This window comes from Comamonas sp. B21-038, from assembly GCF_022387135.1.
GTDB lineage: Bacteria > Pseudomonadota > Gammaproteobacteria > Burkholderiales > Burkholderiaceae_C > Comamonas > Comamonas sediminis.
Map to the genome: position 1 here is coordinate 5,097,508 of NZ_CP092462.1, position 24,088 is coordinate 5,121,595.

23 protein-coding genes are annotated in these 24,088 nt (G+C 61.6%); 22 read left to right on the top strand and 1 reads right to left on the bottom strand.

Annotated features, from left to right (window positions below; genetic code table 11):
• The first annotated feature begins 72 nt into the window (after positions 1-72).
• The 22 genes from rfbB (at position 73) to MJ205_RS23360 (ending at position 21,979) form a co-directional block, all read left to right on the top strand.
• Positions 73-1,128 carry a dTDP-glucose 4,6-dehydratase gene (rfbB, locus tag MJ205_RS23255; RefSeq protein WP_239810564.1) on the top strand — a complete coding sequence of 352 codons (1,056 nt, stop codon included), beginning with the start codon at positions 73-75 and terminating at the stop codon, positions 1,126-1,128.
• Entirely contained in the window at positions 1,091-2,083 is a 993-nt protein-coding gene (gene rfbD / locus MJ205_RS23260) for a dTDP-4-dehydrorhamnose reductase (RefSeq protein ID WP_256460951.1), read from the top strand. The genes rfbB and rfbD overlap by 38 nt, the downstream gene beginning before the upstream one ends.
• 2 nt (positions 2,084-2,085) lie before the next feature.
• Positions 2,086-2,976, top strand: a complete 891-nt coding sequence (rfbA, locus tag MJ205_RS23265) for a glucose-1-phosphate thymidylyltransferase RfbA (RefSeq protein ID WP_239810566.1) — start codon at positions 2,086-2,088, stop codon at positions 2,974-2,976.
• A gap of 4 nt (positions 2,977-2,980) precedes the next feature.
• Positions 2,981-3,529, top strand: a complete 549-nt coding sequence (gene rfbC / locus MJ205_RS23270; RefSeq protein WP_239810567.1) for a dTDP-4-dehydrorhamnose 3,5-epimerase — start codon at positions 2,981-2,983, stop codon at positions 3,527-3,529.
• A gap of 187 nt (positions 3,530-3,716) precedes the next feature.
• Entirely contained in the window at positions 3,717-5,375 is a 1,659-nt protein-coding gene (gene gspE, locus MJ205_RS23275; RefSeq protein WP_373450656.1) for a type II secretion system ATPase GspE, read from the top strand.
• Entirely contained in the window at positions 5,368-6,645 is a 1,278-nt protein-coding gene (locus MJ205_RS23280; RefSeq protein ID WP_239810569.1) for a type II secretion system F family protein, read from the top strand. Before gspE ends, MJ205_RS23280 begins: the two co-directional genes overlap by 8 nt.
• A 26-nt stretch (positions 6,646-6,671) precedes the next feature.
• Positions 6,672-7,103, top strand: coding sequence for a type II secretion system major pseudopilin GspG (gene gspG, locus MJ205_RS23285; protein WP_239810570.1), 432 nt, complete (start codon positions 6,672-6,674; stop codon positions 7,101-7,103).
• A 41-nt stretch (positions 7,104-7,144) separates the two neighbouring features.
• Positions 7,145-7,642: a GspH/FimT family pseudopilin gene (locus MJ205_RS23290; protein WP_239810571.1), complete on the top strand. Its 498-nt coding sequence runs from the start codon at positions 7,145-7,147 to the stop codon at positions 7,640-7,642.
• The gene (locus MJ205_RS23295) at positions 7,639-8,079 is read left to right on the top strand and encodes a type IV pilus modification PilV family protein (RefSeq protein ID WP_256460952.1); all 441 of its coding nucleotides are present in this window, start codon (positions 7,639-7,641) and stop codon (positions 8,077-8,079) included. The genes MJ205_RS23290 and MJ205_RS23295 overlap by 4 nt, the downstream gene beginning before the upstream one ends.
• A complete protein-coding gene (locus MJ205_RS23300; protein WP_239810573.1) occupies positions 8,076-8,798 on the top strand; it encodes a prepilin-type N-terminal cleavage/methylation domain-containing protein in 723 nt (240 codons plus the stop codon). The genes MJ205_RS23295 and MJ205_RS23300 overlap by 4 nt, the downstream gene beginning before the upstream one ends.
• A 50-nt stretch (positions 8,799-8,848) precedes the next feature.
• The gene (locus tag MJ205_RS23305; RefSeq protein ID WP_239810574.1) at positions 8,849-9,661 is read left to right on the top strand and encodes a general secretion pathway protein GspK; all 813 of its coding nucleotides are present in this window, start codon (positions 8,849-8,851) and stop codon (positions 9,659-9,661) included.
• 18 nt (positions 9,662-9,679) lie between these two features.
• Positions 9,680-10,966 carry a PilN domain-containing protein gene (locus MJ205_RS23310; protein WP_239810575.1) on the top strand — a complete coding sequence of 429 codons (1,287 nt, stop codon included), beginning with the start codon at positions 9,680-9,682 and terminating at the stop codon, positions 10,964-10,966.
• Positions 10,967-10,997: 31 nt separating this feature from the next.
• The gene (gene gspM, locus MJ205_RS23315) at positions 10,998-11,564 is read left to right on the top strand and encodes a type II secretion system protein GspM (protein WP_239810576.1); all 567 of its coding nucleotides are present in this window, start codon (positions 10,998-11,000) and stop codon (positions 11,562-11,564) included.
• On the top strand, positions 11,561-12,202 hold the full coding sequence (locus tag MJ205_RS23320) for a hypothetical protein (RefSeq protein WP_239810577.1): 642 nt from the start codon (positions 11,561-11,563) through the stop codon (positions 12,200-12,202). The genes gspM and MJ205_RS23320 overlap by 4 nt, the downstream gene beginning before the upstream one ends.
• A 43-nt stretch (positions 12,203-12,245) precedes the next feature.
• Positions 12,246-14,684 carry a type II secretion system secretin GspD gene (gspD, locus tag MJ205_RS23325; protein WP_239810578.1) on the top strand — a complete coding sequence of 813 codons (2,439 nt, stop codon included), beginning with the start codon at positions 12,246-12,248 and terminating at the stop codon, positions 14,682-14,684.
• 27 nt (positions 14,685-14,711) lie between these two features.
• A complete protein-coding gene (locus tag MJ205_RS23330) occupies positions 14,712-15,128 on the top strand; it encodes a hypothetical protein (RefSeq protein ID WP_239810579.1) in 417 nt (138 codons plus the stop codon).
• 177 nt (positions 15,129-15,305) lie between these two features.
• Positions 15,306-16,826 (top strand): cell surface protein, encoded by a 1,521-nt coding sequence (locus MJ205_RS23335; RefSeq protein WP_239810580.1) that lies wholly within the window; start codon positions 15,306-15,308, stop codon positions 16,824-16,826.
• A 168-nt stretch (positions 16,827-16,994) separates the two neighbouring features.
• Positions 16,995-17,888, top strand: coding sequence for a peptidylprolyl isomerase (locus MJ205_RS23340; RefSeq protein ID WP_239810581.1), 894 nt, complete (start codon positions 16,995-16,997; stop codon positions 17,886-17,888).
• A gap of 104 nt (positions 17,889-17,992) precedes the next feature.
• Positions 17,993-18,796 carry an ABC transporter permease gene (locus MJ205_RS23345; protein WP_239810582.1) on the top strand — a complete coding sequence of 268 codons (804 nt, stop codon included), beginning with the start codon at positions 17,993-17,995 and terminating at the stop codon, positions 18,794-18,796.
• Positions 18,793-20,115, top strand: coding sequence for an ABC transporter ATP-binding protein (locus MJ205_RS23350; RefSeq protein WP_239810583.1), 1,323 nt, complete (start codon positions 18,793-18,795; stop codon positions 20,113-20,115). Before MJ205_RS23345 ends, MJ205_RS23350 begins: the two co-directional genes overlap by 4 nt.
• Positions 20,116-20,201: 86 nt before the next feature.
• Positions 20,202-21,098, top strand: coding sequence for a class I SAM-dependent methyltransferase (locus MJ205_RS23355; RefSeq protein ID WP_239810584.1), 897 nt, complete (start codon positions 20,202-20,204; stop codon positions 21,096-21,098).
• On the top strand, positions 21,095-21,979 hold the full coding sequence (locus MJ205_RS23360; RefSeq protein WP_446715042.1) for a class I SAM-dependent methyltransferase: 885 nt from the start codon (positions 21,095-21,097) through the stop codon (positions 21,977-21,979). Before MJ205_RS23355 ends, MJ205_RS23360 begins: the two co-directional genes overlap by 4 nt.
• Before the next feature lie 42 nt (positions 21,980-22,021).
• Here the strand turns inward: MJ205_RS23360 and MJ205_RS23365 are convergent, their stop codons facing one another.
• Positions 22,022-24,061: a glycosyltransferase family 2 protein gene (locus tag MJ205_RS23365; protein ID WP_239810585.1), complete on the bottom strand. Its 2,040-nt coding sequence runs from the start codon at positions 24,059-24,061 to the stop codon at positions 22,022-22,024.
• Between the last annotated feature and the right edge of the window lie 27 nt (positions 24,062-24,088).

The window sequence follows — 24,088 nt, forward strand, 5'->3', positions numbered from 1 at the left end:
CCAAGGCCCGGCGGTGTGGCGGAAGGGCAATGCGATAATGGACGGTTATTTGTTGAACTACCTGTACTGACCATGATTCTCGTCACCGGAGGCGCCGGCTTTATCGGCTCGAATTTTGTGTTGGACTGGCTGGCGGGTTCCGATGAACCGGTGGTCAATCTCGACAAGCTGACCTACGCGGGTAATCTGCATAACCTTGCAAGCCTGCAGGGCGACAGCCGCCACCATTTTGTGCATGGCGACATCGGTGACCGCGCACTGCTCGACCGCCTGCTGGCCGAGCACCAGCCGCGTGCCATCGTGCACTTTGCGGCCGAGAGCCATGTGGACCGCTCGATCCACGGCCCCGAAGATTTCATCCAGACCAATGTGGTCGGTACCCTGCGCCTGCTTGAAGCCGCGCGCGCCTACTGGAGTGGCCTCGAAGGTGAACGCAAGGACGGTTTCCGCTTTCTGCATGTCTCGACCGACGAGGTCTACGGCAGCCTGGAGAAGGACGACCCGGCCTTCACCGAAACCCATAACTACGAGCCCAACAGCCCCTACAGCGCCAGCAAGGCCGCCAGCGACCACCTGGTGCGCGCCTGGTTCCATACCTACGGCCTGCCGGTGCTGACCACCAACTGCTCGAACAACTACGGCCCCTACCATTTCCCCGAGAAGCTGATCCCGCTGATGATCGTCAATGCGCTGGCCGGCAAGCACCTGCCGGTCTATGGCGACGGCATGCAGATCCGTGACTGGCTCTACGTCAAGGACCACTGCAGCGCCATCCGCCGCGTGCTGGAAGCGGGCCGTCCGGGTGAGACCTACAACGTGGGCGGCTGGAACGAGATGCCCAATATCGAGATCGTCAAGCATGTCTGCAGCCTGCTCGATGCGCAGCGCCCACGCGCCGATGGCCGCTCCTACGCCGAGCAGATCAGCTATGTGAAGGACCGCCCCGGCCATGACCGCCGCTATGCGATCGATGCGCGCAAGCTGGAAAAGGAGCTGGGCTGGAAGCCTGCAGAAACCTTTGACAGCGGTATCCGCAAGACCGTGCAGTGGTACCTGGACCACCAGGACTGGGTGGCCCAGGTGCAGTCGGGTGACTACAAGGACTGGGTCAGCAAACAGTACGCCTGACGGCGGGACGCAGGCGTGCCGGGCAGCTGCGTGCCAGGGCGCCTTACAGGACGATGCGATGAAAATACTGTTGTTGGGCAAGAACGGCCAGGTCGGTTGGGAGCTGCAACGCAGCCTGCTGCCACTGGGCGAAGTGGTGGCGCTGGACCGTGCCAGCACCCCGCTGTGCGGTGACCTGCTGCGCCCCGGGGCACTGGCCGAGACCGTGCGGGCGCTGGCGCCCGATGTGATCGTCAATGCGGCTGCCTATACCGCCGTGGACAAGGCCGAGAGCGAGCCCGAGGCGGCTCGTACCATCAATGCCGAGGCCGTGGGCGTGCTGGCGCGTGAGGCCCAGGCACTGGGCGCCTGGTTGGTGCATTACAGCACCGACTATGTCTTCGATGGCGGTGGCAACCAGCCCTGGCAAGAGGACCAGGCCACCGGCCCGCTGTCGGTCTACGGCCAGACCAAGCTCGAAGGCGAGCAACAGATCGCCGCCAGCGGCGTGAAGCATCTGATATTTCGCACCAGCTGGGTGTATGCAGCGCGCGGCGGCAACTTTGCCAAGACCATGCTGCGCCTGGCGCAGGAGCGCGACAAGCTGGCCGTCATCGACGACCAGTGGGGAGCGCCTACCGGTGCCGACCTCATCGCTGATGTGACCGCGCATGCGCTGCGCACGGCCATGGCGTCGGGCGAAGAAGACCTGAGCGGCATCTACCACCTGGTGGCGGGTGGCGAAACCACCTGGAACCGCTATGCCCGCTTTGTGCTGGAAACCGCGCGCAAGATCAACCCGGCGCTCAATTTGACCGCGCAGGAGGTGCAGGCGGTCGACACCTCGGCCTTCCCGACCCCCGCGCGCCGCCCCCACAATTCCCGTTTGAACACCCACAAATTGCAGCAGCGCTTTGCGCTGGATTTGCCCGACTGGCAGACCGGCGTGCAACGCATGCTGCAGGAGATTCTCTGAACATGACAGTGCAAGCACGCAAAGGCATCATTTTGGCGGGCGGCTCCGGCACCCGCCTGCACCCGGCGACCCTGGCGGTCAGCAAGCAGCTGCTGCCGGTGTACGACAAGCCGATGATCTACTACCCGCTGACCACCTTGATGCTGGCGGGGATCAAGGAGATCCTGATCATCAGCACGCCGCAGGACACCCCGCGCTTCGAGCAGCTGCTGGGCGATGGCAGCCAGTGGGGCATCCACTTGGAATACGCCGTGCAGCCCAGCCCTGATGGGCTGGCGCAGGCCTTTCTGATTGGCGAGGACTTTCTGGCCGGTGCGCCGAGCGCGCTGGTGCTGGGTGACAACATCTTCTATGGCCATGATTTCCACAAGCTGCTGGCCAGCGCGATGCAGCGTGATACGGGCGCCAGTGTCTTTGCCTACCATGTGACCGACCCCGAGCGCTATGGCGTGGCCGACTTTGACAAGCAGGGCAAGGTGTTGTCGCTGGAGGAAAAGCCCGCCAAGCCCAAGAGCAACTACGCGGTCACGGGCTTGTATTTCTATGACAGCCAGGTTGTGGATCTGGCCAAAAGCCTCCAGCCATCGCCTCGTGGCGAGCTGGAGATCACCGACCTGAACCGCCTGTACCTGGAGCAGGGGCAGCTGAGTGTGGAGATCATGGGCCGGGGCTATGCCTGGCTGGATACCGGCACGCATGACAGCCTGTTGGATGCAGGCCAGTTCATCGCCACGTTGGAAAGCCGCCAAGGCCTGAAGATTGCCTGCCCGGAAGAGATTGCCTGGCGCAGCGGCTATATCGGGGACGAGCAACTGGCGGCCCTGGCCAAACCCTTGGCCAAGAACGGCTACGGCCAGTACCTGCAGCGGCTGTTGCAGGAGCCCAGGGAGTAAAGCCATGCAAGCGATTGATACGGCACTGCCGGACGTCAAGATCATCGAGCCCAAGGTGTTTGGCGATGCGCGCGGTTTTTTCTACGAGAGCTTCAATCAGCGGGCTTTTGATGCCGCCGTGGGCCGGCACTATGACTTTGTGCAGGACAACCACAGCAAGAGCAGCCGGGGTGTGTTGCGTGGCCTGCACTACCAGCTGGAGCAAGCGCAGGGCAAGCTGGTGCGGGTGGTGCAAGGCCGGGTGATTGATGTGGCCGTCGATATCCGCAAAAGCTCGGCGACTTTCGGCCACTGGGTGGCCGTCGAGCTGAGCGAAGACAACCAGCGCCAGCTGTGGGTGCCGCCCGGTTTTGCACATGGATTTGTGGTGGTCAGTGATACCGCCGAGTTTCTATACAAAACAACAGATTACTACGCGCCGGCCCACGAACGCTGCATTATCTGGAATGATGCACAGTTGTCGATTGACTGGCAGTTGAACGGCCTGGAGCCACAGCTGTCGGCCAAGGACCAGCAGGGCAAGGCCTTTGCCGAGGCCGATGTTTTTGCCTGAGTTTGCCTTTCCTACCAAATGTCTCCCATGCCTGGCCCCTACACTGGGTGCCCTATAGGCTAAGGGGATGGATACCACGCCTGCCATAGGCTTCAGAGACCATAGACGCATGAGCACCAGCACCATTGACGATTTCAGCGACGCAGCCCTGGCCCTTGGGTCCGGGCGCCGCCCTTTGCTGGGCGAGATGCTGGTGCAGGCCGGCAAGCTGTCGCCGCGCGACCTGGAGCGTGCGCTGCAGGCGCAGCAGGAGATGGGCAGCCTCATCGGCCAGGTGCTGGTCCAGCTGGGCCTGGTCTCCGAGCCGGATTTGATGCAGACGCTGGCCACCCAGCTGCAGATCCCTTTCACCTTGGGTACGGATTTTCCGGCCGAGGCGATCAGCGTTCCGGGCCTGATGCCCGAGTTCCAGCAGTCGCAGCACGTCTTTCCGTTGCAACTGCAAGATGGTGTGCTGGACGTGGCGATGGCTTCGCCCCAGGATCCGTTCGTCATCAAGGCCCTGCAGATGTCGACCGGTCTGCAGATTCGCCCGCATCTGGCACTGCAGGCCGATATTGAAAAAGCGCTGCAGGAGCCTGAGCCGGAAGCCGAAGAGGAAGACGGCGATGACATGTTTGGCGACGGCTCCGATGTCGGCGACTTTGTCGAGCATCTGAAGGACCTGGCCAGCGAGGCGCCGGTGATCCGCCTGGTCAACAGCATCATCGGCAAGGTGACCGACCTGCGTGCGTCGGACATTCACCTGGAGCCTTTTGACGATGGCCTGCATGTGCGCTACCGCGTCGATGGCGTGATCCACCCCGGTGAGCTGGTGCCGCCACGCCTGTCCGCGGCCGTAGGCTCGCGTGTCAAGCTGATGGCGCATCTGGACATTGCCGAGCGCCGGCTGCCGCAAGACGGCCGCATCAAGACCCGCGTCAAGGGCCGTGAGCTCGACCTGCGGGTCTCCACCGTGCCTACTGTGCATGGCGAGAGCATCGTGATGCGTGTGCTGGACCGCGCCAGCGTGCGGTTGCAGCTGGAAACCATGGGCTTTGCGAAGGACACGCTGTCCAAGTTCAACGACCTGCTGGCCCGCCCGCACGGCATTTTGCTGGTGACCGGGCCCACGGGTTCGGGCAAGACCACCACCTTGTATGCGGCGCTGTCCAAGATCGATGCGCTGGAAAACAAGATCATCACCGTGGAGGACCCGGTCGAGTACCAGCTCGAAGGGATCAACCAGATCCAGGTGCATGCCCAGATCAACCTGACCTTTGCCAACGCGCTGCGCTCCATCCTGCGCCAGGATCCGGACATCATCATGATCGGTGAGATGCGCGATGGGGAAACGGCGCAGATTGCCGTGCAGTCCGCGCTGACGGGTCACCTGGTGCTGTCTACCCTGCACACCAACACCGCTGCCGGTGCCATCACCCGTATGCAGGACATGGGCGTGGAGAGCTACCTGATTACGTCCTCTGTCAACGGCGTGCTGGCCCAGCGCCTGGTGCGCACCTTGTGCGGCAATTGCAAGGAGGCCTACGAGCCTGGCGAGGAGGTGCGCAAGCGCTCGGGCCTGGCGCGCTTCAGCGAAGTGGGCCAGCCCATCTACCGTGCGGTGGGCTGCAACGCCTGCCGCCAGACCGGCTACAAGGGCCGTACCGGCATCCATGAGCTTTTCGTGCTCGATGAGCCGATGCGCAATGCCATCAATGCGGGCAAGGATTCGAACGAGCTGTTCAACCTGGCGGCCAAATCCGGCATGCTGAGTCTGCACGAGGACGGCCTGCGCAAGGTGGCCGCCGGCATGACCACGTTGGACGAAGTCGCCCGCGTCACCCAGGACCAGATCGATGGCTGATTTTGCCTGGCACGCGATCAATGCTGCGGGCGAGCAGGTTCGCGGCACTTTCCAAGCGCCTAATGCGGCGGCCGTGCAAAAGCACCTGCGTGCGCAAAAGCTCACGCCGGTGCGCATTGTCGACGCGGCAGATGCTGCTGCACTGATGCCGGCGGGGACCAAGGCAGCAGGGGCCAAGCCGGCCGCTGCGGCCAGCGCCATTGGCAAGGCCAAGGCGACCAAGTCACAAAAGGGCCCGGCCAAGGCCGCTGATGTGCTGGCGATGACCTCGGAGCTGTCGATCATGCTCAAAGCCGGCCTCGCGCTGGACAATGCACTGCGCGTGCTGATCGACATGGCCTTCAAGGACAGCATGCGCGAGCTGCTGACCGGCGTATTGGAAGCCGTCAAGGGCGGGGTGCCGCTGTCCAAGGCGCTGATGGTGCACCAGGAGCTGTTTGGCGATTTCTACATCAACATGGTGCGCTCGGGGGAGGCCAGCGGCCAGATGTCGGCCGTGTTGCAGCGGCTGGTCGAGCATCTGGAGCGCCAGCGCGCGCTCAAGGAAAGCGTGGTCTCGGCCACCATCTACCCGATGATTCTGGTGGCGGTCGCGATTCTGTCGCTGATCGCGATGCTGGGCTTTGTGGTGCCGCAGTTCGAGAAACTGTTCACCGACATGGGGGATGCGCTGCCCACGCCGACCAAGATCGTGATGACCATTGGCCAGGTGTTCCGCAAGAACGGCTGGGTGGTGTTGCTCGGTGGCGCGGCGGTGGTCTACCTGCTGCGCAGCTGGCTGCGCTCGCCCAAGGGCCGCTTGTGGTGGCAGGGTGTGTTGCTGCGCATGCCGATTCTGGGGCGCCTGGCGCTCAAGTACCAGCTGACCCTGTATTCGCGCTCGCTGGGCACCTTGCTGGGCAATGGTGTGCCGTTGCTGACGGCGCTGCATATTGCGACCGATACGGTCAGCAACCGCCTGATCCAGGCGGAGCTGGCCAAGATTCCGCCCATCGTCAAGGAAGGCGGCAAGATGGTGCAGGCGATGAACACCACGACGGTGTTCGAGCCGCTGGCGGTGAACCTGGTGCGCGTCGGTGAAGAGACCGGGCGCCTGGGCTCGATGATGCTGGAGCTGTCGAATATATTGAACCGCGAGGTGGAAACCGGCATCAAACGCGCCCTGACGATGATCGAGCCTGTGCTGATCCTCGTCCTGGGCATCATGATTGCCTCCATCATTGTGTCGATCCTGATGGGCATTCTGTCCGTCAACGATCTGGCTGCTTAATTTTTATACTGCAAGGAGAGCCCGCCATGAAGGCCTTTTTCACCCAAAAGACGCCACGCAAGAGCCGTGGTTTTACGCTGATCGAACTGCTGGTGGTGCTGGCCATCTTGACCTTGCTGGCCGGTCTGGTCGGCCCCAAGGTGCTGAGCCAGTTGGGCGGCGCCAAGTCCAAGACTGCGGGCGTGCAGATTGCTGACCTGCAGAAGGCACTCGATATCTTCAAGCTGGACACTGGCCGCTACCCGACCACCGAAGAAGGTCTGGATGCGCTGGCCAAGCAGCCGGGCAATGTGCGCGGCTGGAACGGTCCGTATCTGTCGGGCGGCGTTCCCAATGACCCTTGGAACAACCCCTACCGTTACAGCTACAACGGTGGCCGGGTGGAGATCCTGTCGCTGGGCGCCGATGGTCAGCCTGGTGGTGAAGGCGAAGCTGCCGATGTGCGCAACGCGCAGTAACCCGGCCTGCGTTTCTTCTCAGGTTTGACCAGGAACTCCCCGTGCCGACTGCCTTGCCATGGCTGAGCCGACACCCGCGCGCCGCAAAGCGCCCAGCAGCCCATCAAGGCTTTACCTTGATAGAGCTGATGGTGGTGTTCGCCATCATGGCCCTGGTGGTGGCGATGGCGCCGGTCGCCTATGACCGGCTCAAGGACGGGGTGCAGTACCGTGACACCGTGCGCACAATGATCAGCCAACTGCGTTCGGCCCGGTATGTTGCGGTGTCCCAAGGTGAGCCAGTGCGCTTTACCGTCGACCTGCAGACCCGGCACTACGGCTATGCGGGCTCGGTCAAGGACATTCCAGAGACCGTGGATCTGCGCACCACGGTGGCAGATCGCGAGTTTGTGCCCAACAGTTCGGCCTCGATCGTGTTCCTGGCCTCGGGCGGCTCGACCGGCGGCAGTGTGGAGATTCTGCGCAAGAATGGTGCCGGCACGCGCTTGCGGGTGGACTGGCTGTCGGGCCGGGTCACCCAGGAGCCTTTGTTCCAATGAGGCAGCAGTCGTCTCTGTCCCGGTGGACCCGGCGCCAGCGTGGCATGACCCTGCTGGAGATTCTGGTGGCGCTGTCCATCATGGCGATCTCATTGGGCATGATCTACCGGGCCACCGGCAGCAATGCGCGCAGCGTCGGCGATCTCGATCGTTACCAATATGCGGTACAGCTGGCGCAGTCCATCATGGACTCGCGCGATTCGGTCTATGAAAGCGGCTGGAACGAGTCCGGCCAGAGCAATGGCTACCAATGGAGCGTGCAGAGCGCACCGTTCAAGACCGGAGTGGACGAGAGCCCGAACATCCCCGTGCTCCATGAGGTGCATATCAGCGTGAACTGGGCGGAGGGCGACCGCCCGCGTGTGTTCGAGCTCACCACCTTGCGTGCACAGCGCCGGCCACCCGATCCTGCTGAGAATGTGGTGCCTGCAGGATGAGCCGCATTCGTACTTCTTTATGGACGCATGGCAATCCATGCCCACGCCGCACGGCCGCCGGCTTCACGCTGGTGGAGATGCTGGTGGCCATGTCCTTGCTGTCGCTGATCGTCTTGGGTCTGGCCGGCGCCATGGGAACAATGGGCCGCACCGAAACCAGTATCGACAACCGGCTCGAACGCATGGACGAGTCGCGTGCCAGCACCGATTTTTTGCGTGCCGTGCTGGGCCGTATCTCTGCCAAACGCGTGCAGGGCTTGCAGCAGCAGGGCATGCTCAGTGCCGCGCCTTCGGCATTTTTCTTTGAAGGCGCTGGCCAGTCGATGACCTGGGTAGGGGTGATGCCTGCGCGCTACGGCGTTGGTGGCCGCTACCATTTCCGGCTGGCAATGGGCAGCTACGACGGCGCACCGGCCATTGTTCTGAGTTATTTGCCCTGGACCGATGCGCAGACGCTGCCCGACTGGGGTGCGGCGCAGACGTATCCGCTGCTGACGCATGCGACCGGTTTGTCTTTTCAGTACCTGGATGGCGCGATCGATCCGCCGCAATGGGGCAGCGACTGGGGGGCGGTCGACCGGCTCCCCCAGGCGGTGCAGGTGGTGATGACTACCGACACCTCGGTGCTGCCACCGGTGGTGGTGCAGTTGCGCGTGATGCCTGCTGGCGACCCACGCGGCGGTGGTGGTGGTGCGAGCCTGGGAGGTTCCTTGGGATGATGCGAGCACCTCTTCAACACCGTACGCAGGCCGGACCTCAGCAACAAGGCATGGCTTTGATCGCCGTGCTCTGGTTGGTGGCTGCGCTCAGCCTGATGGTGACCGGCGTCAGCGGCGTCGTGCGCCAGGAAGCCAAGATGATTGGCGTGGCCAAGGACAAGGTGACCGCGCAGGCCGTGGGCGATGCGGCCGTGGTCATGGTGCTGCAGCAGCTGGCGGCCGATCGCACCATTTTGCAGGAGACCACCGAGACCTCGGTCAATTACCAGGGCACCCAGGTAGCGGTCAGTGTGATGCCGCTCAACGGCCTGATCAATATCAATGGCGCATCGTTGCCGCTGCTGACGGCGCTGATGAGCGTGGGCGGGGGATTGCCGGAAGGCGCCGCCCAGGAGCTTGCGGTAGCGGTCCTCGATCGCCGTGAACGCTCTTCGCTCGACGGCCGCCGGCCGGAGCGTTTTGAGGCGATAGAAGACCTGATGCAGGTGCCCGGAATCGATTACGACCTCTATGCTAGACTCGCGCCCTTGATCACGGCGGCGACCGCCGGCTCAGGAGGCGCCACGGTCAATCCGTTGGCGTCGCCTCCGGATGTGCTGCGGGTGCTGGCTAACGGAGATGAGGGCATCGCAGCCCGTATCGCTGCATCGCGTGGTCAGCCAGGGCTGGACACCACTGGCCTGGACGCCAACTTGGCGCGCCCTGGCGGCGCACAGCGCCGCTACCGCATAACGGCCCAGGTGCCGATGGCGGACGGACGGATTTTTCTTGTAGATCGCAGTGTGTACTTCGGGGCCAGAACGAGAGACGGCCTGCCCTGGTATACGTTTGAAGCGCGCCAGATGCTGAAGCCAGCATCCTGATCGAAGCAAAGCACCCTTATGGCAATTTCTACTGAATCGCGCTTTTTTGGGCTGGATCTGAACCAGCTCAAGGCCGATATTTTAAAAACCTGGCGCAGGGCGCCACAGTGGCCGCCGCTGTCATGGCTGCGGCCTGCGCAAACGCTGCGGCTGGTACCTGCTGAGGGCGCCCCCACCGTGGTGTGGGAAAGCGGCGAGCCGGTGCTTAAACCTGGGCGTGAGCCTGTGTTTTGGGCGTTGGAACTGCCCGAACACATGGTGCTGCGCAAGACGGTGGCCCTGCCTGCGCTGGATCCTCAGGATTGCGCCAGCGCTGCTGAATTGGAAGTGCAGGCGATCAGCCCTTTTGCTGCCGATGATCTTCTCTGGGGCTATACCGAGTTGAGCCGCAGCAGCAAGGGGGTCAAATTGCTCGTGGTCCTGGCTTCCCGAGCGCAGACCGAGCCCTATCTGCAGGCGCAGGTGGCCCAGCAGCTGCATCTGCAGACGCTCAAGGGCCAATCCAAGGCAGAGTCGTTGGAGCAGCCCGAAGTCTGGGTGTTTGCACCGGAACGCAGGCCGGTGGTGTTCCAGGGCTTTGGTGAGCAAGCCCGTTATGCACTGGGTCGCAAGCGGCTGTGGTGGAATGTCGCTGGGGTGGCGCTTGCTGTGCTGCTGCTCGCTGCGATTGCCGCGACTCCTACTGCACAGTTGCGAATGCGTGCGATTGAGGCCACCCATGCCTATGAGGGTATGGCCGCCAAGACCGCCGATGTAGTCGCCAAACGCGATACGCTGATTCAGAGTGCCGACAAGGTCGCTGGTCTGTCGGAGCTGTTGGCCGAGCGCATTGATGGGGTCCAGGTGCTCAGCATGCTGACCAATGTGTTGCCTGACGATACGGCCTTGCAATCAGCGCGTATCCAGGGCAGCAAGGTGACGATCTCCGGCTTGACTGAGAATGCCTCGGCCCTGATGCAAAAGCTCAGCAACCAAGATGGCGTCAAGGACGTGCGTGCGCCCAGCGCTGCCACCCGCATGGGTGGCGGTAATAAAGAGAGTTTCACCATCGAGCTGGGGTTGGATGCCAAGGTTTTTGGCCCTAAGACGGTAGTGGAAGCCGCTGCTAAACCGCAGCCTGTAGAGCCTGCTGCTGGTGCGCCCGTTGGCGCGGATGCACCTCCAGCCCCGTTGCCCCTGCGCCTGTTCCTGCCGCCGCCGATGCCCCGGCAGCAGGTGCCGTCCCGGATTCTGCCCCACGCCCTGCGTCCCGAGCCACATTGGGTGGCAGTACGAAGCCGAGAGCCAGTTTGGGAGGATCCGTAACCCCTCCCGCTGAAGCTGGAGGGAAACAGCCATGATCGTGACCCGTCCCAACCGCAAAGAACTGCTGATCCTGGTTGCCACTGCATTGCTGGTGCTGCTGCCTTTGATCGGTCTTGGCACTTATGTCGCCAGCAAGCACCTTTGGGCGCAGGCCCGCCTATCGGAGTTTGAACCCCGTTATGCGCGACTGCGTGGCCTGGATCTGCAGCGCGAGGAGATCGACCAGTCGCTGGAACGTGCCCTGCAGATCCGCGCCGAGTATATTTACCCCGCGAACCAGGATGTGGCCCAGACGGGCAACGCGGTGCAACAGAAGGTGCGTAGCCTTCTGACCACGGCAGGGTTGACTGTGGTGAGCAGCCAGGTGCTGCCTGCCAAAGAAGAAAAAGGTTTTGACCGCATTCCTTTGTCGGTACGGGCCGAAGGGGATCTGCTTGCAGTGGACAGCGCCCTGGCTGTCTTGAATGAGCAACTGCCAGTGATGCTACTGGCCGACGTGGAAGTCAGAAACCAGGGCACTTTGCAAGTGATGAATGACAAGATGGCGCCTCGCCTGAGTCTCCAGATGACCTTGAGCGTGTTGAGGGAGCGTCCATGAAGCGCTATATAAGTGTCATTCTGATAGCTGCCAATATGGTGTTGGCCCTGGCTTTGGTCTGGATGTGGCTCAGTCCAAGTGGCGGGTTGAAAAATACCCATTGGGCGATGCCCCGAGGCCAGAAGTCCAACCTGGATGGTATCGTGCCCCATTTGGGCAAGGCGCAGCCGATGGATCACAGCCAGTTTCTGGCGATGCTGGACCGCCCCTTGTTCTCCCCCACCCGCCGCCCGCCGCCTCCGCCTCCGGTAGCGGCCGCAGAAGCACCGCCCCCGCCTCCCGACTATCTGGCGGACGCGGTGCTGAGTGGTGTCTATCTCAGCGAGGATGGCAAGACCGGCGGGATCATTATCAAGTTCCAGGGCAAGGACAAATCCTTGCCATTGCAGGGCTTGCTCGATGGCTGGACCCTGAGTTCGGTAGCGGAAAACCGGGTGTATTTCACCCGCGCTGGCGTGACCAAGGAAATTGCCTTGCAAAAAGGCAAGCTGCAGCAAGGCTACGGTCCCGCGACAGAGACCAATGTGCCGCAAAGAGCTATGCCCGCCCAAATCGGGCAGCCGCCTGCAGGCACCGATACCCCACCACCGCGTCGCCGTGCAAGCCTCGGCGGCTCTACCGCTGCCCAGCGCCCCTGAGCGTGGCAATCTCTATAAATAGATAGATCCTAGGGTTAGAACCATGAAGTCTCCCGTATTTTTCAACACGGCGCTGGTAGTTGCACTGGGCCAGATCGGCATGCTGCTGCCGGCCCAGGCGCAAACTGCAGCACCGCTGCCTGCGGCACAGCCTGCAGCCCAAGTGGCTGGTCAGCCGCCTGTGCTGCAGGCGCCCAATATCCTCATCTCCCCCAAGATGGGTAGTGACGAGGAAGAGCAATCGACCGAGCCGCGGGTGATGCGCGGCACCGATAAGCTGCTGAACATTGACCCGTCCGCACCGGTCACCGGTGGCGCGCCGGTCAGCTTCCGTTTCGAGGAAGCGCCAGTCGCCGAGGTGGTTCGCACGGTGATGGGCGATATTCTGAAGATCGACTATGTGATGCACCCGCCGCTGCAGGGCACGGTGACTTTGACGACGCCCAAGCCGATCGATCCGGACAAGGCCGTCTTTCTGCTGGAAGCGGCCCTGCAGGCCAATGGTCTGGCGATGGTGCGCGATGCCCGCGGCACCTACCAGGTCGGCAAGCCAGAGGTGCTGCGCAGCCTGGTCGGCAATGTGCGCATCGCTGGTGCGCCGGGCAGCATGGCACCCGGCTACGGTGTGATCGTGGTGCCGCTGCAATACATTGGCGCCACCGAGATGTCCAACATCCTCAAGCCCATCATTCCGGCCGAAGCGTTGATCAAGGTCGACACCGTGCGCAACGTGCTGATCATGCAGGGTACGCGCACCCAGTCCGAAGGCTGGATGGAGATGGTCAAGACTTTTGACGTGGACCTGCTCAAGGGGATGTCGGTAGGCATCTACCCGCTGAAGCACGCCTCGATCGAAGAAGTCAGTGCGGCGCTGCAAATGGTCAATGGTGGCGGCGGCCAGGCTGCGCAAGGGCAGGGCGCTGCAGCGTCGGCGGGTATTGCGGGTGGAGCGGCCAGCGCTGCCGCGCAACGCCGTCCCGGCCAGGCAACCGGTGCTGCTGCCAGCGGTAGCGGCAATAACCAACTCAGCGGCAATGCGGCAGCGGCAGCTGCGCTGTTGACCTCGCTGGGCGATTCCAATCCCCTGTTCGGTGCTTTGCGGGTGCTGCCGATCCCGCGCCTCAATGCGCTGATGGTGATCACGCCACGCGCCTCCTACCTGGATGAGGCAGAGCGCTGGATTCGCCGCCTCGATGTGCCCGGCTACGGGGGCAGCGAGCCTGAACTGTATGTCTACCGCGTACAGAACGGCAATGCCAAGTACCTGGCCCAGGTGCTCAATGGCATCTTTGGTGGCCAGCAAGGTGCCGCCGGCAACATGACTTCCGGCGTAGCGCCCGGGCTGAACGGCGTCAACAACAATAACAACCGTTTGGGTGGTGGCTTCAACAACTTTGGCGGTACGACGGGCTTTGCATCTGGTTTTGGCAATAACAACGCCAACCGCTTTGGCAACACCGGCAATGCCCAGCAGCAAGGGGGCACGCCCACCATTACCGCTACCGCTATCGGTGATATCCGCGTCGTAGCTGATGAGTTCAACAACACGATCCTGGTTTGGTCCACGGGTTCGCAGTTCCGCAAGATCGAGGCGTCGCTCAAGCGCCTGGACGTCGCGCCTATCCAGGTGCTGATCGAGGCCAGCATCATTGAAGTGACTCTCAATGACAACCTGGAGTATGGGGTGGAGTGGTTATTCCGTAACAGTGGCATCGGAGGGCGCAATTTCTCGGGCACCGGCAGCCTTGGGTCGTTGAATAACACGACTCCCGGCACCATTGCTGCGGCAGCTGGCAACTTTACCTATTCGCTGTTTAACAGCGGGGGGGATATCGCCGCTCGCTTGAGTGCCGTTGCGGGGCAGGGACAGGTAAAGATGCTCTCCAGCCCCTCGGTGATGGTGATGGACAACCACCCCGCCTCCATTTCGGTGGGCGAGCAAATTCCGGTCAAGGTCAGCAGCACCATCACGTCGACCAGCTTTCTGTCAGACAACTACCAGCTCAAGGACACGGGGGTGATCTTGAACGTCACGCCTTCCGTCAATTCCGGCAATATGGTCAGTCTGCAGATTGACCAGTCGGTCATCGACAGTGCCGGCCTCGATTCCGCATCGCAACAGACCAAATTCTCTAACCGCCAGCTAACCAGTAAGCTGGCCGTGCGCTCGGGTGAATCCATCGTCATGGGTGGTTTGATCAGAGACCGCAACGAAGACTCCGACTCGGGCATCCCTTTGCTGAAAGACATCCCGATCATTGGCAAGGCCTTCAGCAGCACTGTTAGAAAAACTGCGCGCACGGAACTTTTGCTCGTGATGACACCTCGTGTGGTACGTACTGATGTGGATGTGCGGGAAGTCAGTGAAGAGTTGCGTGACCGCCTGCGTGGGTTGAACGATGATGATCTGCTCATCCGCGCCAACAATGCCCCCGCCCCTGCATCCCGTGTTGTTCCGGTGCAACCGGTGCAGACGCAGTAAAGAACCATGTTGTAGAGATACTGAGAAATGACTTCTAACCTGATGATCCAATCCGCGAAAGCTTTGTTTGCAATCGGTGCTGCCGCCTCGATGGTGGCCTGCGCCAGCTTTCAGCCAGATACCCCCGAACAAGCTGTATTGAAGCGCTCGCAAGGCTATTGGGATGCTCGCCTCAAAGGTGATGCAGAAAAGACACGCAGCTATATGAATGAGGCCTTTCGCCTGGCTGTAGATGAAAAGCTCTTTGCTAAAAACTACATGGCGACCTTTGCTGTCGCTGCTGAAGCACAGAAGGCCACTTGCGAGCCTGAAAAGTGCGAGGTCGGCGTGAATTTGAAGGTGAATCCTCCGATTCCCGGCCGAAAAATGGGTACCATTGACATGTATTCGAAGCAAACTTGGTTGCTCGAAGACGGTCGGTGGAACCTCTACCAAGCGCCTTGATGCTGACAGGTGTGCGCGCGAGCCACTGTGCATGGTTGGTTGTTGTAAATTCTCAACAATCGACTAAAAAAAACAGGCTGCTAGCTTTGCATACCCCGTGAGCGCTATGCTATTATTTCTTAGCGTAAACAATCGTGGTAGTTGCGCTGACTAACTTTTTTTAACTGGAGTGTGTTTATGAAGAAAAATGTTCTGGCACTGAGCATTGCTGCCATGATTGGTGGTTTTGCAGGCGCCGCTTCTGCTCAAGTGTTCCCTAACACCGGCATGACCCCCGCTACCGCTGCCACTCTGGAGCAGAGCGAAGGTGGCGCTGGCCACATCCTGGTGGTGCCTTACTTCACCTCGCAAAACGACAACATGTCCGTGTTCCACGTGGTGAACACCGACACCGTCAACGGCAAGGCTCTGAAGGTTCGTTTCCGTGGCGCTGCCAACTCTGACGATATCTTGGACTTCACCGTGTTCCTGTCGCCTGGCGACGTGTGGACTGGTTCGGTGCAAGGCAACGAGCAAGGCTCTACCTTCCTGACGAACGACAAGAGCTGCACCTTGCCTGACATCCGTGGTCAGCAAGTCCAGTTCGTGACCGACCGTCTGCCATCTGATGCAACCGCTGCTCAGACCAAGGAAGGCTACGTTGAAATCCTGAACATGGCTGACATCAAGCCTAGCACTGATGAAAAGTCCATCTACTTTGCTACCAAGCACAAGAACGGCGTTGCACCTTGCACGTCTGAAGTTCTGGACCAAACTCTGAACATCAACCCGCTGAGCACCACCAGCGTGGCCGCAGCTTCTGCTCTGGGCTTCGATACCCCATCGGGTAAGCTGACTGCTGACTGGTACATCCTGAACGTGAACCAAACTACCACGTTCTCCGGTGCTGCTACCGCTATCGCTGCTACCGGTGGCAATGGCCGCGGTAACTTCGTGCTGTTCCCACAAGACGAAACCAACTCCGCAGCTACTTCGGGCAATGCAGCTTCGCTGACCGCTGACCCACTGCTGAAGGGCAACATCGTCAAGCCAGTGAACTTCGACTTCCCTGACCTGTCGACCCCTTACCTGGCTACCACTGCCAACCCAGAAGCCCAAGCTTCGCGTCTGACGCAAGCTGTGGCTAACAACGGTGTGTCGAACCAGTTCGCGCTGGACACGCTGATTGCTGCCAAGACCGACTGGGTGCTGTCGATGCCTACCCGCCGTTACAGCGTGGGGGCTGACTACACGAAGAAGCCTACCGATGCAGCTTACCGTGTGTTCAACACCGGTGTGGTGGATCTGGCTTCTGCCCGTTACTTCACGCCAGAAAACACCTACGTGAACACCGCGAATGGCCTGATCTGCGCAAACACCAACGCGTACACCTTCTGGGATCGCGAAGAGACCTCCAAGCGCAACGGCGCTGTGATCTCTCCAAGCACCCTGAAGGGTCTGGACTTCTGCGGCGAAGTGAACGTGCTGTCGTTCAACGACGCAGCTGGTACCTCGGTGCTGGGTGCTTCCGTTGCTCGTACCAACGTGCAAGTTGGTTACGAAAACGGTTGGGGCGCTATCAGCTACACCAAGGCTCTGCCAGTGGTGGGTTCTTCGTTCATCAAGCTGATGAACAGCGGTGGCGCAGCTAACGGCTTCAGCGGCACCTACGGTATCACCTGGCCTCACCGTTTCGCCAAGCCAGTGGCTGCTCAGTAAATTTAGCGATAAGCTAAAGTTCTAGCCTAGACCGAAGGACAGAGAGTGATCTCTGTCCTTTTTTTCTTTTTGGATGATGCCGGATGCCCGTGCTTTTCGCTGGGGTTCATCCATGAATGATTCGCATAGCTTTTGCTATGCTGCTTCTTTTGAGCTGAGGAATGCTAGATGCGTAGTTGGTTGACATCTCTTGGAGCGGCAGCGGTACTCGGAGCCAGCAGTGTGGCCGTCATGGCACAGGCGGCAGATCCGGTGCTGATCGAAGGCCATGGTGTTGCAGTTCGTGAGAGTGACATCTTGAGCGATGCCAAGCGTATGCCGGAAGAAATGCGAGCCTCGTTCTTGGCCCGCAAGGAAAGCGTGGCCCAGATGGCTGATGCGATCTATGTTCGCCGGGTGTTGGCCTTGCGAGCGAGCCAGGAGCAGATGGACAAGCAGCCCGAGACAGCGGCGGCTGTCAGAATTGCGACGGACAAGGTGCTGTCAGACGCATACCTGGTGAAATTCGACAAGGACCATACACCTGATCAGAAGGTGGTCGATGCGCAAGTGAGCGCAGCTTACCTGGTCAACAAAGATAAGTACCAAGCGCCTGAGCAGGCGCATGTAGCACATATCTTGATTGCCAACCAGGACGATGCAAAGGCCAAGGCACAGATCGAGAAGCTGCGCCAAGAAGCGGCCTCCGGTGCCGATTTCGCCCAACTCGCCAAGACCAATTCCTCCGATGCAGGCTCGGCGCTCAAAGGCGGTGATCTGGGCCTGATACCCCGGGGTCAAACCGCTCCTGAATTTGAAACCGCTGCGTTTGCGCTCAGCAAGCCGGGCGAACTGAGCCCCGTAATCAAGACGCAGTTCGGCTACCACATCATCAAGCTGATCGAGAAGAAGCCTGCGCGTACGATGTCGTTGGAAGAGGTGAAGCCGCAACTGGAGAAGCAATTTGTCCAGCAGGCGATCCAGCAGGCGCGCAAGGCTGAGATTGAAAAGATCAACGAGAAGACCAAGGCCGACTCCGCCAATCTGGAGGCATTCTCTGCCAAGTTCGCGGCGCAAAAATAATAGCCTTTGTTAAGGCAAGCAACAAAAGAGGAGGCCATGCCTCCTCGACTTGTTTATGTCATGCTGATAGGCTCGGCTCGCTCACAGATAGGCTCTCCCCGTCCATGCTGGATTCCTTGATAAAAAATACCCGCGAACTGGTCGCCAGTCGCGCCCTGGTCGGCGTGATGACCCGCCGAGAGGTCGCTGCACGCCATGCGGGCACTGCGCTGGGCGTCATCTGGCCCTATCTCCAGCCGCTGCTGTCCGTTGCGGCTTATTACCTCGTGTTCGACATCGTGTTCGCGATGCGCCTGGGGGAGGGTGCATCCAGCCATGCGGTGGGTACCTTTCTGATTGTGGGGGCGCTGCCTTGGATGGCCTTTTGCGATGCGGTATCGCGTGGCATGGGCAGCCTGCTGGAGGCAGGATCCATTTTGCAGAAGAACCCGCTGCCGCCGGTGCTGTTCCCGGTGCGATCGGTGTTGGCCAGCTCCTGGATCTTTGGTCCGCTGATGCTGCTGCTGGCGCTGTGCTACATCCCTGTGCACCATATGCAGTGGGGGGTATTGGCCTTGCTGCCGCTGATGGCCATGCAGCTGCTGATGACCTTGCTGCTGTCCTACGCGCTGGCGATCTTTGCCGCGGCCTTGCGCGATACCGTGCAGCTGGTGGGTTTTATGCTGTCGGTGGGTATCTACCTGACGCCGATCCTGTTTCCGATCACGATGTTTCCGCAAGGTTGGCGCTGGCTGCTGTGGCTCAACCCGATGGCTTCCTATGTCATGGGCTACCAGTCTGCGCTGCTGCAGGGCCAGTGGCCGGAGCTGCAAGTCTGGGTGGTGAGCGCTGTGTGGATTGCAGTGCTTGCCATGGTGGTGAATGTGCTGGTGCGGCGCAGCCGCGACCAGCTGGTGGACTGGCTATGACGGGCGTGCAGATGGCGAAGACGCAAGAGACCGCGGCCGTGCTGGTGGTCAAGAACCTGGGCAAGGAATACAAGCTGTATGACTCCCCGCGCCAGCGTGTGAAGGCGCTGCTGACGGGGCGGGCCATGCACCGCAGCCACTGGGCGCTGCGCGATGTCAGCTTCAGCCTGGCGCGCGGCCAGTGCATCGGTGTGGTGGGTGACAACGGTGCTGGCAAGAGCTCGTTGCTCAAATTGCTGGCAGGCACGATGCAACCCTCGACCGGCTCCATTGAGCGCTCCGGCCGCATCACCGCCATTTTGGAGCTGGGAGCCGGTTTCCACCCTGATTTCAGCGGCCGCGACAACCTGTATTTTGCCGGCAGCCTGATTGGCATCAGCCATGAGGAGATGCGCAAGCTGGAGCCGGAGATCATTGCCTTCTCCGAGCTGCAGGACGCGATCGACCGGCCGGTCAAAACCTATTCCTCGGGCATGAATGTGCGCCTGGCCTTTGCGCTGGTCACCGCCGTGCAGCCCGATGTGCTGATCGTCGACGAAGCGCTGGCCGTCGGTGACCAGAGCTTTCAGAAGAAATGCATCGAGCGCATTCTGGACTTTCGCCAGAAGGGCTGCACCATCCTCTTTTGTTCGCACAGTCCCTACCATATTCGCCACCTCTGCGATGCCGCGTTGTGGCTGGAGCAGGGCCAGGTGCAGATGTTTGGCGAGACCGAGGCGGTGCTGGCGGCCTACGATGTGCGCACGCGCCAAAAGCAGGATGAGAAGGACCGGCAACAGTGGGGTGATGATGCGGCAAGTGCTGTGCCGTCTGTGCTGGCCGATGTGGCTGCAGCAGCGGTGGCTCCAGAACCGGCCGATCCACTGGCTACGCCCTATGCCGTGGAGCCCCCCAACCTGCCTCCAGCCAAAGAGGCTGGCAACGCCTGCATCCTGTCGGTGGATATTGCCAACCTGAGCCCGGGCGACCCGCCGGTGTTGCAAGGCCAGGACCTGGTGATCACGATCAAGGCACGCGGCAACGGGGCCGAGCGGCCCAATATCGGCTTCATGATCGAGCAGAACAAGGGCGTAGGCATTGCCTGTCTGGCTACGCACGAAGAGGGTGCGGTGCCTCTGCCATTGCCCGATGGCAGTTGGCAGTCGGTACTGAGCTTTCCGGACCTGCCTTTGCACAGCGGTGACTATGTGGTCAGCGCCTTCTTGTTCGATGGCTCGGGTCTGGCGGTCTACGACCAATGGTTCCAGTACACCGTCTTCCGCTTTATCTACCCCAAGCCGCTGCCTGGACTGGTACGATTGCCCCACCATTGGAGCTGAGGCTGCGCGCAAGCGCGTGCACCGCTTGAACCCCAGGAAACGAGCGCGCCAGCGTCTGCGCTGGCGTGCCCACCGCCCCCAGATTTATGACCACGAATTCTCCCTCTGCGACCAACCAGGGCCAGCAGTTGCTGGCCGAAGCCCAGCTGATGCTGGCCAATGGCAATTTTGAAGCGGCCTCGGGCCTGCTGCTGCGTGCCCGTGCCGAAAAGGACGTGATGCTAGCAGCGCATGCGCTGATCGAGCAGCATGGGCTGACCGGCTCGTTCCGCAACATCATGGGCCTGGACTGCACGATTTCCACAGCCGATGATATTTTTGGCTTCTTTGCCGGCCACCCCAGCAGCAACAACCCGCTGCGCGACTACCTGGCCGATGGCTGGCGCACCCTGGCCGAGCTGATGACGGTGATGGAACGTGTCGGCCAGCCGCTGGTGCAGAGCCAGCATTTTCTGGAGTTTGCCAGCGGCCATGGCCGTTTTACCCGCCACCTGGCCCATCTGCTGGGCCCCGGCAAGGTGACGGTATCGGATGTGGTGCCCGATGCGGTGGACTTCGCGCAGCGTACCTTTGGCGTACAGGGCTTTGTCTCTGCCAGCGTGCCTGAGCAACTGGTGGCCCCGCGCCAGTACGACACGGTCTTTGTGCTGTCGCTGTTCAGCCATCTGCCGCGCAGCACCTGGGGCCGCTGGCTGCAGGTGTTGTACAACCTGGTGTCGCCGGGTGGCATTCTGGTGTTCAGCACGCACGGCATCAAGGCGGCCCGGTTTGACAGCGTTCCGCTCGATGATGAGGGCTTTTTCTTTGCGCCGTCGAGCGAATCGAACGCCATCGATCCGAACGAGTACGGCACGGCCTTTACGACCGAAGCCTTTGTGCGCGCGCGCATTGCCGAGACCGTGGGCGCCGACAAGCTCGAATATTTCTCCCCCGTGCAGTTCTGGAACCACCAGGACGTGTACGTGCTGCGAAAGCCCTCATGAACCGCGGAAACCGTATGCGCCGCCTGGCGCAATTGCGTGAAAAGCTGCTGGGCCTGCCCGCGTTTGACGACAGCCGGATCACTGACGAGTGGTTCCGCTCCCACTTCCACTACGCATCCGATGTGGTGGCGCAGTGGCTCAGCCCTGTGATGGATGTGAGCACTGCCCGCCTGCTGCAGTTTGGCTGCGGTGATGGCATCACCGATCTGGCCCTGGTGCTGCGCCATGGCGCTGCGGCCATCCACGGCGTTGATGTGCGCCAGGAATACGCCAAGCTGCCCCGCATTGCGCAGGAGCAGTTGGGCCTGCAACGCATTCCGGCCGCGCTGAGTTTTCAGACGATCACCCCCAGCGCGCCGCTGGCGGGCCAGGCGCCGCTCTATGACGGCATCATGAGCTGGTCGACCTTTGAGCATGTGCAGCGCGACCAGTTGCTGCCCATCCTGAAAGACCTGCTGGCCTGCCTGAAGCCGGGCGGGCATTTCTTCTTGCAGATCGAGCCGCTGTTCTACTCCGCCTTTGGCTCGCACCTGCGCCGCTATGACAGCGTTGCCTGGCACCACCTGCTGGTGGACGAGGATGCGCTCTGGAAGGTGATAGCAGCCTATGACGGTGAACTCAGCCCCGATGAGGTGGACTTTGGCTTTGCCGATTTTGGGCCGGAGGGCTACAAGCGCTTTGTGTTCAAGGAATACCAGGAGCTCAACCGCCTGACCGCCGACGAACTCGTAGACCTGGCCAAGGAAGCGGGGTTTACGGTGGCACGCGAAGAGCGCCGCCACTATGAGCCCGAGCCGGTGCCAGAGGTCTTGTTGGTGCAGTACCCGCGCGAGGTACTGACCAACAACGAGATCTTTTTGCTGCTGCAGCGTCCCGTTTGATCATGGGCCGGCAGCCCGTAGAGCGCGCCGGCCCGTTTTTCGTCAGGCGGCGGGCTGGGTGCCTGCCGCAGCCACTGCCTGCTGCAACGGTTCGGAGACACTGGCGCTGTAGCTCAAACGCTGCATGCGCTGGCCCAGGCCGCTGCGGCTGAAGAGGCGGCGGTTGATCGAGGGCTGGCAGTGCAAAGGGGTGCGCACCAGCCAGCAGGTGTGGCGCACTTCAAAAGCGGGGTGGAAGTACGGATCGCCCTGGTCCAGGAAATCGCGCCAGCGGCTGGCGAACAATGCCGAATCCTCGGGGTGCGGGTCATAGCCTTCGGCCTTGCCCCGGGTGATGGATTCATGGTGGATCAAGGTGGCTTGCGGGCAGTACAGCACACGCCAGCCCAGCTGCAAGGTGCGCAGGCACAGGTCCACATCGCCAAAGCCTACGGCCAGCTTCTCGTCATAGCCGTCGATGGCATCAAACGCGTCCTTGCGCATCAGCAGGCAGGCGGCGGTCACGGCGGATACCTCGTGCGTACTGACCAGGCGGCCCATGAAGGCGATGTCGACGCGGTCGGGAGGCAGCTTCAAGAACTTGCCATAGTGCTCGGCAATGCCGAAGGCGCCCACGCAGACACCGGCGTGCTGGATCGACGTGCGGTCGGGGTAGAGCAGCTGCGCGCCCACCATGCCGACGCTCGGGTCCTGGCACTGCGACAGCATGTGCTCCAGCCAGCCGCTCTCCAGCGCCTCGATGTCGTTGTTGCAGAACAGGTAGTGGCTGTAGGGGCGGGTCAGCTGGCGCACGGCCCAGTTGTTGATGGCCGAGAAATTGAAGGGCCCCTGGTAGCGCAGCACGGTGGCAGTGCCCTCCTGCTGCAACTGGGCAAAATAGTCCAGGCTGGCCTGCTCGGTCGAGTCATGGTCGATCACGATCAGGTCGTAGGCGGCATGCTGCACGGTGGCGCGGATGCTGTCCACGCACTGGCGCACCAGGCTGCCGTAGTTCTTGGTCGGGATGATGATGGCCACACGCTGGCCATCGGCGATCTGGTGCTGCGTCTCAAAGAAGTTGAAGGACACGCCGGCGGCCGAGCGCGCCGCGATGCCGCTGCGGTCCAGATGGCGTTGCAGCACCGCAGTCGAGGTGGCCATCACCTGGGCCATCTTGTCGTGGCCGGCCGAGCCGGTGTGGGTACGCCATTGGTAGAGGAGTTCAGGCAGGTGGACGATGCGGCTGGCCGCCTCGCTGACCCTCAGAATCAGATCGTAGTCCTGCGAAATGCCCAGGGACTCGTCAAAGCCGCCCAGGCTGCGCAGCAACGCCGTGCGAAAGCCCACCATGTGCACGATATAGGGGTGGCTGCGCAGGTATTCGGGCGAGAAGGCCGGGCGATGGAAGTACTGCAGCACCTGCCTGCCATCGGGGCTGACCAGCACTTCGTCCGAGTACAGCATGTCCGGGTCATCGGCCATCACGCTTTGGGCGACGCGGTAGATGGCCTGGGGCTGGAGCAGGTCGTCATGGTCCAGCAGCACCACAAAGGGAGAGGTGGCCAGCGCCAGCGCCCGGTTGCTGGCGTGCGATACGCCATGGTTGCGCTCGCCCAGGTGCAGCTTGATACGGGGCTCCTGCGCGGCCAGTTCTTGCAGCATGCTACGCACATGGGGCTGGGTGGAGGCATCGTCGGCGATGCACAGTTCCCAGTGCGGGTAGATCTGGGCGCGCACCGAATCGACCATGGCGGTCAACATGGCCGGGTCGGTGTTGTAGGTGGGCACCAGGATCGAGATGCTGACCGGCTGCGTCAAGCTTGCAATCTCGGCGCGCAGCACCGGCAGCACCTCGCTGGCCAAGCGCTGCTGGTAGTCCTGCCAGGCATCGGTGGGGGCGACCGGTACAGTCGGGGCATCAGGGTGGCCCAAGGACAGCAGCTGGTGCTTGAGCATTGGGGTGCCACCGGTGCGCCAGGCGCGCCAGAGCCGGCGGCTGTTGCTGCCCAGTTGGCGGGGATCGGCGGCCAGCAGGTACATGCTGCGGGCCAGCTGGCGCAGCTTGTGGGGCAGCTTGCGCAAGGTAGAGAGAGTGGATGACAAGGAGCGGCTCTTGGTTTTTGTAGCAGG

Coding starts and splice junctions, on each gene's coding strand:
- rfbB (WP_239810564.1), top strand. CDS start 73: ATGATTCTCGTCACCGGAGGCGCCGGCTTTATCGGCTCGAATTTTGTG.
- rfbA (WP_239810566.1), top strand. CDS start 2,086: ATGACAGTGCAAGCACGCAAAGGCATCATTTTGGCGGGCGGCTCCGGC.
- rfbC (WP_239810567.1), top strand. CDS start 2,981: ATGCAAGCGATTGATACGGCACTGCCGGACGTCAAGATCATCGAGCCC.
- gspE (WP_373450656.1), top strand. CDS start 3,717: ATGCTGGTGCAGGCCGGCAAGCTGTCGCCGCGCGACCTGGAGCGTGCG.
- MJ205_RS23280 (WP_239810569.1), top strand. CDS start 5,368: ATGGCTGATTTTGCCTGGCACGCGATCAATGCTGCGGGCGAGCAGGTT.
- gspG (WP_239810570.1), top strand. CDS start 6,672: ATGAAGGCCTTTTTCACCCAAAAGACGCCACGCAAGAGCCGTGGTTTT.
- MJ205_RS23295 (WP_256460952.1), top strand. CDS start 7,639: ATGAGGCAGCAGTCGTCTCTGTCCCGGTGGACCCGGCGCCAGCGTGGC.
- MJ205_RS23300 (WP_239810573.1), top strand. CDS start 8,076: ATGAGCCGCATTCGTACTTCTTTATGGACGCATGGCAATCCATGCCCA.
- MJ205_RS23305 (WP_239810574.1), top strand. CDS start 8,849: ATGGCTTTGATCGCCGTGCTCTGGTTGGTGGCTGCGCTCAGCCTGATG.
- MJ205_RS23310 (WP_239810575.1), top strand. CDS start 9,680: ATGGCAATTTCTACTGAATCGCGCTTTTTTGGGCTGGATCTGAACCAG.
- gspM (WP_239810576.1), top strand. CDS start 10,998: ATGATCGTGACCCGTCCCAACCGCAAAGAACTGCTGATCCTGGTTGCC.
- MJ205_RS23320 (WP_239810577.1), top strand. CDS start 11,561: ATGAAGCGCTATATAAGTGTCATTCTGATAGCTGCCAATATGGTGTTG.
- gspD (WP_239810578.1), top strand. CDS start 12,246: ATGAAGTCTCCCGTATTTTTCAACACGGCGCTGGTAGTTGCACTGGGC.
- MJ205_RS23330 (WP_239810579.1), top strand. CDS start 14,712: ATGACTTCTAACCTGATGATCCAATCCGCGAAAGCTTTGTTTGCAATC.
- MJ205_RS23335 (WP_239810580.1), top strand. CDS start 15,306: ATGAAGAAAAATGTTCTGGCACTGAGCATTGCTGCCATGATTGGTGGT.
- MJ205_RS23340 (WP_239810581.1), top strand. CDS start 16,995: ATGCGTAGTTGGTTGACATCTCTTGGAGCGGCAGCGGTACTCGGAGCC.
- MJ205_RS23345 (WP_239810582.1), top strand. CDS start 17,993: ATGCTGGATTCCTTGATAAAAAATACCCGCGAACTGGTCGCCAGTCGC.
- MJ205_RS23350 (WP_239810583.1), top strand. CDS start 18,793: ATGACGGGCGTGCAGATGGCGAAGACGCAAGAGACCGCGGCCGTGCTG.
- MJ205_RS23355 (WP_239810584.1), top strand. CDS start 20,202: ATGACCACGAATTCTCCCTCTGCGACCAACCAGGGCCAGCAGTTGCTG.
- MJ205_RS23360 (WP_446715042.1), top strand. CDS start 21,095: ATGAACCGCGGAAACCGTATGCGCCGCCTGGCGCAATTGCGTGAAAAG.